This is a genomic window from Bacillus sp. CECT 9360, assembly GCF_918741275.1.
GTDB lineage: Bacteria > Bacillota > Bacilli > Bacillales > DSM-1321 > Peribacillus.
This window is the reverse complement of the sequence record NZ_CAKKNA010000005.1, coordinates 182,741-196,418: the sequence shown is the minus strand read 5'-3', so window position 1 is coordinate 196,418 and position 13,678 is coordinate 182,741. Positions and strand designations below refer to the sequence as shown.

Genomic DNA, 13,678 nt, shown 5'->3' with positions numbered 1-13,678 from the left:
TAGGTCCGATTTAAATAGGTAAAACTTAATATTGTTCATGATTCATCGAACATTTACTATTAAGATTGTAAATTCTCTTGTCTTTCATATGCAGAAATTAAAAGGGTTTTAAGAAGGTGTTGTGGAAAGTATCATGAAGAGCATCCTAAGCCTAACCCTCTCCTCAATATATTTCCATAGTGTTGCCTCCTAAATGTTTCACAAGATATATGCTTTATTTTAAAACTAACGAAAGAAGGTATTGAATGTGAATGGAAACTTTTTTGCTGACTATAAGAATTATATTGTTTTGCCTGTGGAACAAGAAGTTAGTAAAGAAGAATTTGACCCGAAAGATTATGGCACCTATTATATTCTGACGTTATCCCTTTATGATTCTCTGATTTCTAAGTGGAGTGAAGCAACTAAATTCGACATAGACGTAGAAAAAAGTATAGAAACGGTTTTAGCGGAATTCAATAAAAGACATAAAAGCAAGTACCATCTTCAAATCCTTGAATTGGAAAGTGATAAATCGTATTTCGTTCTGGCTTTATCTTGTAAAAATGAAGTGGAAAATCAAGAAGGGATGGACCGGATTCCATATATTGTGGAAAAGAGACTTTCCAACCCTTTTTATACTGGACAATGCTGGTTTAATCTCGTCGGCCAAAGAGGGAGAATGTCCCGGAAACTTTTTTGCTTTTCATTCAGGGAATATACCCTGTGAGTTATGTCCGGACTAATTTCCTGTTAGAAGGTAAAAATTCTTTCGCAAGCGGGATAAAAAGAAAACTCGCCAATCGGCGAGTTTCTTTACGTTCAGACTTATTTTGAATAAAAGTTTTCCGTATAATAAGGTCGCGCTTTATCGTCAAAGGCAACACCGACCCCTAGTCGCTCAAAGTCTTTCTTTAATATATTTTCCCGGTGTCCCATTGAGTTCATCAAGCCTTCGTGAGCGAAGATGCTGCTAAACTGGCCGGATGCAAGATTTTCTCCTGCGACCGTGAAGAATACGTCATCTTCCTTCATTCGATCGAACGGGGATTGCCCTTTCGGATTGGTATGATTAAAGTATTGATTTTCAGCCATATCGGTACTGTGATCACGGGCGGTTCCTCTAACATGGTTATCCCAGGTCAAGATGGGCAAGTCATGATTGACCCTTGTCGCATTGGTGACGTCGAATAATTGATATTCAAGGCCCTCCATAAACTGTTTGCTTCCCTTTGTATAAAAATCCTTCTTGTTTTGTTCAAGGCCTTTGCTCACAACCTGAATCGAAGTTAACGTATTGTTTTGATGCTTATCAAAAAATACAGTGACATAGCTGCCATCTATCAAAAACATTTCGTAATCCCTGTTTGCTTCAAATTGATAGTAGGCCATGCCTTTTCGGATTTTTGTAAGTGGTTCACCCAATTGTTGGAGAACAGATTCCTTAGGGCTGCCCCTCTTTAGTCCTTTTGTTGATGCGATTAAATCCTGGTTCGTGTATAAGCCGGCAACTTTATTGTTTTTATCGTAAGCTGCCATGATAAAGTTTTGATAGTTTGTATGATACGTGTCCCACTTGATTCCATATTCATTATAAGATGAACGCTTAGCCGCTCCAAGCTGCTTTTCAACGGCCTCTTTTGAATCGCCGAGCCCGATATTATGAATGGTGAAAACATCTTCAACAGGTGGCGTCAAAGTGGGCTTTTCGATCTGTTCGGCTTCCGACTCTTGCTCCGCTTGCGGAAGCTGTTCCAATGCTTTATCAAACTGTCCCAGCAACTGGGTAAATCCGCCGTGTATCGTATCGATTGCAGCGGCGAAATCAGGGTTGTCATTGATCGCTTTAAATTCGGATTCTAGCTTTTCCACTGCACTTTGAAAGCCTGTTTGATCTACAGGTTTTCCTAAAAAAGACCAAGAAGCGAATACAACCAACGAAAGTGATATGATAAGAAATAAACGCCTCAATTCTTCTCCTCCATTCTCCTCACTATTCTACCCAAATGGATGCCATATAAAAACCTATAAGACGTGTGTATGATTAAAGGGAGGGTGACATTTTCAACGAAAAGAAAATAAACGGTTAAGGACAGACTTTTTGTATCGATTGCCAAGCGGGGTATCTATTCAATCGGTGAGTTTTAGAAAGAAAGTATACTATATTACATAATAAAGAGTAAACGAGAATTCAGCAAATAAAAATGCTCAGTAACCGAGAGGATGAGCCTAAATCCCCAAAATGCATTGTGGTGTTCTTTTTTTTTTGATATGTTAAAAATAGAACATAAAAAAATCCCAAAGATTTCTAGCATTTGTGACTAAGGAGTATCAAAGCCATGAGAAACATACATACTAGAAAAATAATTATAATTTTAGGTTTTGTTTTTTTTGTATACATACTGAACGAGTTAGCAGAAGCCTTCTTTTCTTCAAAGAAAATAATAGGTTATGTGTTTGATATTGTCATTTTTCTGGCAGTCCTTTCTATTATTTTTTATCTGCTCGAAACGATAGATAAGACAAATAAAGAATTGCAAAAAAACAAACAGAGGCTGAAAAATATTTTTGACACACTGGATATTGCGGTATGGTCTCACGATTTAAAGTCGGATACTTTATTAATTACTCCAGAAATTGTGAAGCTATATGGAAGTTCGGTAGAAGATTTCTATCAGGATTTTGCGCTTTGGAAAAAAGTCATCCATCCTGATGATCTAAACATCTTGGCCGATAGGGAAAAGAAAATCGCGCTTGGGGAAGCCGTCACGAGCATATATCGGATCATCCGCCCTGATGGAGACATCCGATGGATACAGGACCGGGGCATCCCAACGATTGATGAAAATGGGGAAATGGTCTATTTCAGCAGTGTGCTGTTCGAAATAACCGCCAGAAAAGAAAGTGAAGAACGCTATCGCACTTTAGTCGAAATGTCGCCTGACATCATAGCTGTCTACAGCAGAGGGGAAATTGATTATATCAATGAATCCGGCTTCAAGCTGTTTGGAGCATCAAATTCAGATGAGCTGATGGGCGAGCCGATCGGAAAGATTATCCCTGATACAATTCTGAAGCAAATTAACAAAAGTGATGTAACCTTTGAAGATAACTTCGAACGAAAAATGAGGTTTGAATTTCAAGGGGTACGGCTTGATGGCAAGAATTTTGATATGGAAATGACCGTCATGCCGATATTCTATGAAGGCAGAGTGGCACGGCAAATTGTCGGCAGGGACATTTCCAAGCGAAAAAAAGCAGAGGCGACAATCAAATATATGGCCTTTTACGACGCTTTAACCGGCCTACCTAACCGGAATATGTTCAAGATGCATTTGAGTGATGTTTTAAGCTTGCAGGAAAATCAAATGCTGGCTGTAATGTTTTTGGATTTGGACCGGTTTAAGATTATTAATGATACAAAAGGACATATGATAGGGGACCGCATATTAAAAGAGGTCGCCAAAAAGCTTGGGAAGGCTCTTCTTAACGACGGGATTGTTTCACGCCAAGGCGGGGATGAATTCATTATCTTACTGGAAAATATGGATAAAGAAAAAGTGGCCAAGGTCGCACAGCGAATCCTTGGTGAATTTTCTTTCCCGTTCGAAGTCGATTCCCAAGAGTTTTTTATCTCCCCAAGTATTGGTATCAGCCTTTACCCTAGGGATGGATTAGATGAGGAAACATTAATTCAGCATGCGGATACTGCCATGTATCTGGCAAAAGACCGGGGCAAGAATAATTATCAATTTTATAATTCCGGGCTCAAGGGCTTGTCCTCTCATAAGATGGAGCTGGAAAATGGATTAAGAAAAGCGCTGGAACAGGACCAGCTAATTCTTCATTATCAGCCTCAGGTTGATTTGGAAACTGGAGAAATTGCCGGCATGGAAGCATTAGTCCGCTGGATTGATCCGGAGAGAGGGTTAGTTCCGCCAGCGGAGTTTATTCCACTGGCAGAAGAAACAGGGCTCATCATTCCTCTAGGAAAATGGGTGTTAAAAAGGGCTTGTAAGCAAAATAAAGCCTGGCAGAAGCTCGGCTTCAAATCAGTTCCTATAGCTGTTAACATTTCCGTCCGGCAAATCCAAGAGGATGATTTTGTCGATTTGGTCATGCAGGTACTGAATGAAACAGGAATGGACGCCCGTTATCTTGAACTTGAAATCACGGAAAGCATTATGCAGGATATGGAAAGATCAACAGAGATCCTGAACGAATTGAAAAACCTGGGCGTAAAAATATCAATTGACGATTTTGGAAAAGGCTATTCTTCTTTGAGCTATTTAAAACATTTGCCGATCGACAATATCAAAATCGACAAATCCTTCGTCGATGACATTATCGAACATTCCAGCCAGGGAGCCATGGTCAAAACCATCATCGACATGGGCCACAACTTCCAATTCACCGTCATCGCAGAAGGCATCGAAAGCCCGGAACAAGTAGCCTTCCTAAAACGCAACGAATGCAAGATAGGCCAAGGCTATTACTTCAGCAAGCCTTTATCGGAACAACAAATGGAAGACCTACTTTCGAGTGGTGTTTTTTTCTAGATTGCAATCATAAAATATATATACTTTCCTAAAAAGAAGAGTTGCCGTGAATCTCAGCCGGCAACTCTTCTTTTATGGGTCACTTTTCCTTTATCTCATCCAGCTGTTGATAAAGCGATTTCAGTTCAACCTCGATGGCGCTAAGCTGTTTTTCCAGAGGAGAGATGTTCCCGCCTACGGATTCCATTCGTTCCAGGTCATTTTGCAAACGTATGTAGTCTGCTTTTATGTCTTGGATTTTGTATTCTAGTTCGGATTTGGTCATAGGTTGCACCTCGTTTTCTTTATAAATAATTAATATCATAAATGAATGGTTATGTACCAGAAAAATATTTAAAGTGAATAATAGTATTTTTTTACCTATATAGTGACTGGGGAATAACTTGTCTTTAATATTTAGAATTGAACTTGCAGGAATTGAGAAAGATTAAAAGAATATACTAAACAATCTATTTAAAGGAGTGAATACATTTGATTGTTAAAGAACGCACGATCCCGTTAAAGATCCAAGTCGGTGAAGCATTGTTAAGGAGGTACCCAAAGCACTATGTGGACCGGCAGGAATTGCAGGATGAAATAAATAGAAGGTGGGCTGGTTATTGGGGAGAACAGTCTTTGGATTACTATTTAGGTTTTCTGGATGAAAAGAAATATATGATTTTCCACGATCTTAACCTTCCGATGGGCGAATATACCTTCCAAATCGATACCCTCGTTCTTTCCTCTCATTTTGTTCTCATCATTGAAGCGAAGAATATTGCAGGCTCTTTATTTTTTGACAAGGTGTTCCATCAGCTGATTCGAACTAATCCAGACGGTACCGAAGAAGGCTTTCCTGATCCGATCAGTCAAGTAAGGCTGCATGAACTGCAGTTGGGGCGACTTTTTGAGCAGCATCGATTGCCGAAAGTCCCTATTGAATATGCTGTGGTGATGTGCAATAAACATAGTATTTTAAAAACCAATCCCGGTAATCGGAGAGTCTTTGAAAAAGTTTACAAAGCTCCCCACCTCATGCGCCGCGTTCAACATTTGGAAGCGATCTATCAAAAGGAAATCCTCTCTCAGAAAGAGCTTCAAAAAATCAGCCGTACCCTTCTTAAAAAGAATACTCCTCCCAAAAAGTTCTTCATGGATCGATATCTGCTTTCAAAGAATCAGCTTCGTAAAGGCATCCACTGTCCTTCCTGTTTTTCCATCCCGGTGCATCGTGAAAAAAGACAATGGTATTGTCCTGGTTGCGGTATTTATTCAAAGGATACCCACGTGCATGGCTTGCGTGACTATTTTTTGTTGATTGATACGAAGATTAGTATCCAGGAGTTTCGTGAATTTGCAGGTTTGGATTCGCGAGATGTAGCCTCCAGATTGTTAGCTTCAACTAATTTTCCAAGTTCGGGCACGACAAAAGACCGGCTTTACCACCCGCCTGCGGATTTATATAGCGGGGAGATAGTGGGTAAACTGCACCGAGTTTGACTTTCGCTTAAATGGAGGTTGTTTTCGCTTAAATCCCCTTGACTTTCACTTAAATGGTGGGCATTTTCGCTTAAATCACCTCTACTTTCGCTTAAATGACGAGATTTTCCGCTTAAATCAAAATCCCAGCTAATCAATATCGCTTTCCCGCCCGAACAAACAAGGTTACATCTACCCAGACGGGGAATATTATATTACGAACAGTGAATTTTGCTCTGGAATGGAGGCGTTTTTCATGCTATATCTTGATAAAAAACACAATCCTAAAGAAAACGCCAAACTTTTGGCCCAAATAGCAGAAAACAGCAGCGATATCAAACAAGCAATCAAAGAAACAGATACCCTTTTTCAGAATTTCATTCAAAATAACCAGAATTTCGAACAAAACAAACCGCGTTTTTCTTTTAAAAACCTGTCCCGCCTTTTTCTTGCGAAAAGGGCAAAAGCTGAGACCAATTCGTCCAAAACTTTAGTCGATCTCGCGGGGAATGTCTACCCGGACTGGAAGTCGCATTTAGATGTAGAATATCACAGATTACAAAGTAAGATTGATAGAGAAGTAAACGTGAAAGACTTTGGGGCTGCAGGAGATGGAGTGACCGACGATACCGAAGCTTTTAATAAGGCGATCGGTAATGGCTATGTAAAAGTGAATGTCCCTGAAGGTGTTTATATAACGAAAGGAATCAAGCTGCCGTCATGGACCAGTCTCGTTGGAGCGGGGAAGGGCTTTACAACGATAAAACTGCATGATGAGGCACCAAAAGGAAAAAGGCTCATTACAAATCGAAATCACCGTCGGGGAAACCGAAATATACATGTTGAAGGAATGAGCCTTGATTGGAATGTCGAAAGACTGGGTGAGGTGCCAAAGACGGCGACCTGGGGAAACCACTCCAGCTGTTTAACATATGCAAATGTTAAATATGGCTGGGTAATGGATGTGGAAGCGATCAATCCTGGCCTGCATTGCTTTGACGTTTCCTCCACTCTTTACGATTACTCGGGAGACGGGTATCGTGCCCGGGGTGGGAGCGAATATATCTGGCTTGATAACCTGAACGGCTTTGGCTTCGGGGACGATGGGATTACCACTCATCATAGTGACAATATATTAATTTCAAACTCGCATATGTGCGATCCGAGCGGCAGAGCCCATGAGAAAGGTTTTTCGAACTCCAATGGAATTGAAGTGGATGATGGCTCCCGGAATGTCTGGCTTGTGAATAACTCCACTACAAGATGCTTTGGCGGAGTGGAAGTCAAAGCTCACCATAATTCATCCGCGGCAAACAACGTCCAAATCATCGGCCATCTTTCCGTGAATGACAACCGTTCCTATAATTTTCGCCATATCGGCCATCATAAAAGTGGGGATCCAGAGTCCCTAACAGCTCATAATATAAGGGCTACGAACATTGTCGCTATCGCTCCTATCCACACCGAGCTTTATGCCGATTCAACCCCGCGCGGCATGGTCGTTTCGGCTTATAAAAATGTGGTAGTAAACAACTTCACTTTGATCGGTGATCCTGAGTATGATTATAAAGGGAATCCTGTCATCGCGATTCAATATCGTGCGAGAAATGTAGCTCTCCAAAATGTTTCCATAAGAGATTTTAAGAAGGCAGATTGTAATATTAAGATTTTTGGTGGCGATAATTGTGCTGACCACATTCGAATCCGAAATATAAAGATTCGAAATTCAGCACTTCAGACTGTTGAGGTTGGTGCCGGAATAAAAGATATCAAAATTAACAATGTTACTGCATAAGTACAGAGTAGAATTCAAATGGATCGCTGATAAATCAAGAGGAGCAGGAACCAATTAAGGTCCCTGCTCCTTCTCTTAGCGTCCAACTAAAAAGAAACAATCATCCCATCTTTCCCTTTGGATCAAATGAAAGTGTGATAAATATAGAGAACAAATAAACCTTGCTATGCTCTCCAAGGTTTATTTGTTTGGCAGGGAATATTATTAATCCTTTTCTTCTTTAAGAAGATTGTTAACGAGATTAATGGCATGTTCCTTATTATATTGGAAATACAACCCCGACGATAATTTAACAGGATCCCCAAAAAAGAACCTTTCATAAAGAGTCTGCCGGCCTCCGTAGGCGCTTAAGCTCATATCCCAGGCCAGCCTGAATAATTGTACTCGGTCCTTCGCATTGGCATTGGCCCCCTGTAAGTAGAGATCTAGATCGGGCCTTAAATCAGAAGAATCAAAGTCTTTTTCAGTGGGAATGCAAATCAATCCACTTGCCCCGAGCAACTGAATGATTTCCGTAAACCGCGGATAAAGCTTTGGATATGTATTGATGGCCACATTTAACGGATTTAGAGCGGGAACCATCAACCCTCTTTTATCCGGTTTTGCCTCTATTTCTGAGGAATACAGTAGCCCTTTCATCATTTCAATGCCGCATATAATTTCACTAATTTTCTCTTTTACATGCTGGTATTCACTTATATCAATCATCTCTGCCATCAATTGGGCTGTACCCAGGAGCAGCTCCGATTTAACCACTTGCCTTGTAACGGCTTGATGAAGTAAAAAGGTAAGGAAATTTGTGTTTGATAGCATATTCATGGCTATGTTGTAATCTTTGTATAGAAATACTCTTTCCCATGGGATTAACGTATGATCAAAAACGACGATTGTATCCATCTCCTCGAACCTCGAACCTAGAGGGTGATCAAATGGGGAATCATTATAGGCAAAGGATTCGCGGCAAATAAACTTTATATTTGCAGTATTGCTAGGAATGGAGAATGCATACAGATAGTTATCTTCAATATATTTCCCACCTGCAGGCAGTACCATGATCTCATCGGTAATCCCTCCTTGTGTAGCTAATAGTCTAGCTCCTTTAATATACAAGCCATCGCTATCGGCTTTGACTATGCGTGCGGAAATCGGCTCTCCTTCTCCTTCAAAAAAGGCTAAAGAGCGATTATTCTGGGGAGTCACAAAAGTATGGGAAAAAGTCAGATCATTTTCTCTTGCTTGTTCATAAATGCGTTTTATATTCATTCCGAATTTCTCTTTTCCATCAAACACGTCAGAAGCGGCACCAAGGGCCATTACCGCTGTATTCATATAATCAGGGGATCTGCCCATCATTCCCCCTGACAATCGTGCCCATTCAGTCGTTGTCAACCGGCGTTTTTCAAGATCTTCTCTTGATGTCGGAGGTAAATACGTCATCCCCACACGCTCGCCCGTTAATGGTGACAAATAGGTCATGATATCCTTTTTTGCTTGATCAAACTGTAAATCATAAAGCTTGGATTTACTTTTTATGATTCCTTTAAAGGCATAATGCTCGGTAATATCTCCGGTTATCTTTTTTCCGCCGATCCATATGTTGGCGTTTAGTTTCTTAACTCTCTCAACATATTGCTCCCCGTTGATTGCTGGCATTCTTTCACTCCTTGGTCTCGAATTTTAAAGGGATGGAGCAGCGAAGGCTCCAATAAATCTCCATTCTAATCTATACGATTTACAACTTTTCTTTATGCTTCGATCGTTTGGGAAGACGGCTTAATAACTTATAACGGAGAATTAAGAGGTCGGTGGTATATCCTGCCTTTCGTAGTTCCTAAAAAGGGAAGGTTCGTGGATTTTAGCAAATAGGTGCCAGTGTCCGGAGATGATAAATGAAGAAATTCCCGAAATTGCAGATTTGTAATCGTGGAATCAATTAAAGCAAAATAGTCTGAAATTGCAAGGAGGTGGGCCTCTTTAGTATGGGTACGGCATTTGAGGCACTCCCATACACCATGTCTGCGCGCCATTTGAAATGTAGAACATTCTGGGCACTGCAAGCCTGACAGTATATCCTGTTTAGAAATACCGTAGATTTTAAGAATGTTATAGGCTGGATCAGTATGATTTCGTAATAGATGGTCGTGTAAATATCCCAGTTCTTTAGAGGTTATCATTTCTTTTGTATATTTGTTTGTGAACTCTCGAATTTTAGATGTTAGATTTCCAACATGGCTAATTCTCTGGAAAATATTCGAGTTCTCATGTCTGGTTTTCAGGATAGTGGCAGGCTTACTGATCACTATGAGAGATCCTAATGGTAAATCTGAGATCTCCAGAGTTTCTAGCAGGATATTGAATTGAAACTGTTGATTGTCCACCTGCGAAAGGGGATCTGGAAAACCTTCTTCCTTGTCATTGGCAGTCCGAATGAGCTGGTTAAAGGAGCGATCGAAAAATAAGGTTCCGGAGATATTTTTCACTTCAATAAGGAGAGCAAATTTAGAGGAAAGAATCAGCGTATCGATTTGAAAGTGGTAATGTCCATTTGGTAAGCGAAGATCTTGGAAAACAAGATAGTCTTTTTCGGAGAGAGATTTTAAATAATGGTCGACGGTTTGTTCGCCTTTATAGCCAGCCTGTCTTCTAGTCAGATCTGATTCAATTTCGGATCGTTTAGGATGATTTTTTGGCAGGCGTCTTAATAATGTTTCATTTAGTTGGATTCTTATCGGTACTTTTCGTTCCTTGGCAATCAAGAATCGTTCACCCCTTATAGTTTTTTAAAGGAATTCTTCTTAGGAAGTGAATTTCCTGCCTTTTACCGAAATGTTTTTGATGAAAATATAATTCCGTAAAAGTAGATGCTTATTCCGTAGACTTATCGATAATTCCGTAAAAGTAGAAGCTTTTCCCGTAAAACTATTGGAGAATTCCGTAAAAGTGGAGATAATTCCGTAAAACCTAAAAACCGACAGGCTCTAACTTTTACAGAAACTTAAAACGTATGCTGCATTATCAACGTATTAGATTCAGATAATAGAACAAACGGGATATAAGTAAACAATAAGGAGGAAAAGCAAATATGAAATCGATGAAGATTCTTCAAAGGCTGTTAGCTTTCTGTCTTTTGGCTACAATGACATTTTCTGCGCTCCCTGATCTTGTACAAGCAGCGCCGGTGAAGGAACAAGCCCTTCCACTTGGTGAGCCTACCCTCGGAGAAACCCGGAATAAGAAAGAAATTGCTCCGGGGCTTGCCCATATAAGTATCGACCGTGGGTACAGTTCAGAAACCGATGTTTTCATTGTTGATGTAGCCTTTTATAAAACTCGCGAAGAAGCCGAAAAAGTAAAGAATGAACTAAACGCCCAAGGGTACGATTCCCGAGTGAAGAAAATTTCAGAACGGCCTCCCGGCGATCGGGGAAAAGGTCCGCTTGGCTACCTTGTCCGGGTTGGATCATTTCAGTCCGAGAGCGATGCTAACAAATTAAGAGACGAGCTTAAAAGAAAGGGCTATGAGAAGTCCCGTGTGGTATTTTCTGCAGAAGACGGGGGGAAAACTACTGGCCCGTGGGTGGTAAATATTCTTGAAATTGACCCTGAAAAATTTAAAGGACAGATTATCCCTGAGTTAGGTACAGGAATCGTACCTGGAAAGGAAAAATTAACAGCTCTTGCAGCCCGGACTGGCGCAATAGCAGCTATAAATGGAGGATATTTTGTAGTGGGACCGAGTGATGGTACCGAAGGAGATCTTGCCGGCGTGTCCGTGATCGGTGGAAAGTTGATCAGTGAAGCCGTTAACGGGAGGACGAGCCTGCTACTAACCGGAAAAAGGGCAAGTATTGCATCTGTAGAAACACAACTTACCGTTAAAGGATCTGACGGTGCAAAAAGGGAATTGGACGGATTGAATCGCAAGCCCGGCTTTATCAGGGGATGTGGAGGAATCGGTGATACTTTTGACTTTCCTAAGCATGACTTTACTTGTACGGATTCCGGAGAACTTATTCAGTTTACTTCTGTGTTTGGTTCTACTACCGAGCCTGGAGATGGAGTGGAAGTTGTTCTGAATTCAGCTGGAGAAGTTACAGAAGTCCGAAACAGCAGGGGAGGCGCAATTCCGTCTGAAGGTTCCGTTTTAGCAGGAACCGGTGATGCAGCTGACTGGTTATTGGCCCATGGCAAGAAAGGTACTAAAATGAAAGTCAATACAAAGATCCTTGCAGATAAACAGCCGCTAAAAGCTAGCAAGAAAACGGGAATTGTCAATGGTGGCCCGCGATTGCTGCGTGATGGTAAAGAGGATATCACCGCTGTGAGCGAAGGTTTCCATTGGAGCGATAACCCGGAATTCTACTATCGATTTGGTGAACGCCGTAATCCCCGTACATTAGCCGGAGTCACGGAGGACGGCAAGATTCTTTTGGTCACAGTGGACGGACGCCAGCCGCATTATAGTGTAGGGGCAAATTTCAAAGAAAGTGCCCGCATCATGAAAGCTTTAGGAGCGGTTGACGCCGTAAACCTTGATGGAGGTGGTTCGACAGCGATGACAATAGGTTCCGACATCGTAAATCGCCCATCCGATCCGGCTGGCGAACGTGCCATCGGGGACGCGATCATCGTTCTACCTTAAAGAATTTACAAGAAAGGCTCAAAAATAATAAGTTCGGATTAAGGTCAACCGGCAATGGTTGGCCTTTTTTTATGAAATTAACATACCGTTTTTACATTCATGCAATCAAAGCTATAAATTCAATCGTTATCATTCTAATAGAAGAATCTAATCTATGAGGAGGGATAGTGGTTATGAAGAAGATGAAAGTACTATCGAGCTTGATGGTCATAATGTTTTTAATTGTTTCTTTGTCTGGTTTGCAAAACAATGCATTGGCGAAAGATCAAAAATTCAAGCGGGGGAAGTCGGTTGATGTTGAGGTCATGTCGTATAATATTCACCATGCTGAAGGGGTAGACGGCGTTTTAGATCTGGACCGAATAGCCCGGATCATTGAAGAAAGCGATGCTAAAATCATTGGATTGCAGGAAGTGGACAACCACTGGTCGGAACGCAGTGACTTTCAAGACCAGGCAAAATGGCTCGCAGAACGCCTTGGAATGTTTTATGTATATGGAGCTAACCTTGATCGTGAGCCTTTAAAAGAAGGGGAGCCACGCCGGCAGTATGGAACGGCGATTTTAAGTAAATATCCCATTTTGCATTCTGAAAACCACCCGCTAACGAAGATTGGAAATACAGAACAACGGGGACTGCTTGAAGCTACTATTAATGTAAAAGGGAATCATCTCCACTTTTATAACACTCATCTTGCTTTAACCTCTGCAGAACGTGAAATTCAGATTCGAGAAATCAATGATATCGCCGGCCAAGCAAAAGGTCCGAAAATCATTATGGGAGATCTGAACGCAACACCGGAAAGCAAAGAAATGCAGCTTATAAATACCAATTATAAAGATGTTTTTGCTGAAACTCCCGAGGCTTACACTTATCCTGCAAAAAATCCAACTAAGAGAATTGATTATATCTTTACATCCGACGATATTGAAGCAAATGATGTTGAAGTTATAAAAACGCTAGCTTCCGATCATTTGCCGTTAACCGCTGAAATTGAATTGGATAAGGAAAAGTCATCAAATTAGAATCAATAATTCTGTGATTTATATATCGTGATTGGAACCTGGTAAAGTACCAAAAATACTAATATCTAATTACTCTAGTAGCCTGTTGAGAAATATGTTAACAGGCTTTTTTTTATTGTACTTCTTTCCATTTTTACTTTTTCTTAACGAAATCGATACGTCAGGCCAATGTTCTATTAGTAATGTAAATAGTTGTTAATACTATTATTTTACCAGGAGG

10 protein-coding genes are annotated in these 13,678 nt (G+C 40.7%); 6 read left to right on the top strand and 4 right to left on the bottom strand.

Features of this window, described 5'->3' with window-relative positions; genetic code table 11:
- Positions 1-247: 247 nt before the first annotated feature.
- Entirely contained in the window at positions 248-709 is a 462-nt protein-coding gene (locus LQ216_RS07890) for a hypothetical protein (protein ID WP_230128618.1), read from the top strand.
- 98 nt (positions 710-807) lie between these two features.
- Here LQ216_RS07890 and LQ216_RS07885 read toward each other — a convergent pair whose 3' ends face one another.
- Positions 808-1,950, bottom strand: a complete 1,143-nt coding sequence (locus LQ216_RS07885; protein WP_230128617.1) for a CAP domain-containing protein — start codon at positions 1,948-1,950, stop codon at positions 808-810.
- A gap of 368 nt (positions 1,951-2,318) precedes the next feature.
- On the opposite strand from LQ216_RS07885, the gene LQ216_RS07880 reads away from it, so the two are divergent.
- Positions 2,319-4,538 carry a GGDEF and EAL domain-containing protein gene (locus LQ216_RS07880; protein ID WP_230128615.1) on the top strand — a complete coding sequence of 740 codons (2,220 nt, stop codon included), beginning with the start codon at positions 2,319-2,321 and terminating at the stop codon, positions 4,536-4,538.
- 79 nt (positions 4,539-4,617) lie between these two features.
- Here the strand turns inward: LQ216_RS07880 and LQ216_RS07875 are convergent, their stop codons facing one another.
- Entirely contained in the window at positions 4,618-4,803 is a 186-nt protein-coding gene (locus LQ216_RS07875; protein WP_230128613.1) for an SE1832 family protein, read from the bottom strand.
- 206 nt (positions 4,804-5,009) lie between these two features.
- Here LQ216_RS07875 and LQ216_RS07870 point away from each other — a divergent pair, with 206 nt between their 5' ends.
- Together LQ216_RS07870 and LQ216_RS07865 are read left to right on the top strand one after the other, a co-directional pair.
- A complete protein-coding gene (locus LQ216_RS07870) occupies positions 5,010-6,017 on the top strand; it encodes a nuclease-related domain-containing protein (RefSeq protein WP_230128611.1) in 1,008 nt (335 codons plus the stop codon).
- Positions 6,018-6,252: 235 nt separating this feature from the next.
- On the top strand, positions 6,253-7,791 hold the full coding sequence (locus tag LQ216_RS07865) for a glycoside hydrolase family 55 protein (RefSeq protein ID WP_230128609.1): 1,539 nt from the start codon (positions 6,253-6,255) through the stop codon (positions 7,789-7,791).
- 204 nt (positions 7,792-7,995) lie between these two features.
- On the opposite strand, the gene hpaB is transcribed toward LQ216_RS07865, so the two are convergent.
- Positions 7,996-9,444, bottom strand: coding sequence for a 4-hydroxyphenylacetate 3-monooxygenase, oxygenase component (hpaB, locus tag LQ216_RS07860; RefSeq protein WP_230128608.1), 1,449 nt, complete (start codon positions 9,442-9,444; stop codon positions 7,996-7,998).
- A gap of 128 nt (positions 9,445-9,572) precedes the next feature.
- A complete protein-coding gene (locus LQ216_RS07855; protein WP_230128606.1) occupies positions 9,573-10,547 on the bottom strand; it encodes a nuclease-related domain-containing protein in 975 nt (324 codons plus the stop codon).
- A gap of 326 nt (positions 10,548-10,873) precedes the next feature.
- Between LQ216_RS07855 and LQ216_RS07850 the strand changes: the two genes are divergently transcribed.
- Together LQ216_RS07850 and LQ216_RS07845 are read left to right on the top strand one after the other, a co-directional pair.
- Positions 10,874-12,433, top strand: coding sequence for a phosphodiester glycosidase family protein (locus LQ216_RS07850; protein WP_230128604.1), 1,560 nt, complete (start codon positions 10,874-10,876; stop codon positions 12,431-12,433).
- A gap of 173 nt (positions 12,434-12,606) precedes the next feature.
- Positions 12,607-13,458 carry an endonuclease/exonuclease/phosphatase family protein gene (locus tag LQ216_RS07845; protein ID WP_230128602.1) on the top strand — a complete coding sequence of 284 codons (852 nt, stop codon included), beginning with the start codon at positions 12,607-12,609 and terminating at the stop codon, positions 13,456-13,458.
- The last annotated feature ends 220 nt before the right edge of the window (positions 13,459-13,678 follow it).

Excerpts from the sequence above, each read along its gene's own strand:
- hpaB (WP_230128608.1), bottom strand. The coding sequence starts at position 9,444 with ATGCCAGCAATCAACGGGGAGCAATATGTTGAGAGAGTTAAGAAACTA.
- LQ216_RS07865 (WP_230128609.1), top strand. The coding sequence starts at position 6,253 with ATGCTATATCTTGATAAAAAACACAATCCTAAAGAAAACGCCAAACTT.
- LQ216_RS07850 (WP_230128604.1), top strand. The coding sequence starts at position 10,874 with ATGAAATCGATGAAGATTCTTCAAAGGCTGTTAGCTTTCTGTCTTTTG.
- LQ216_RS07845 (WP_230128602.1), top strand. The coding sequence starts at position 12,607 with ATGAAGAAGATGAAAGTACTATCGAGCTTGATGGTCATAATGTTTTTA.
- LQ216_RS07875 (WP_230128613.1), bottom strand. The coding sequence starts at position 4,803 with ATGACCAAATCCGAACTAGAATACAAAATCCAAGACATAAAAGCAGAC.
- LQ216_RS07880 (WP_230128615.1), top strand. The coding sequence starts at position 2,319 with ATGAGAAACATACATACTAGAAAAATAATTATAATTTTAGGTTTTGTT.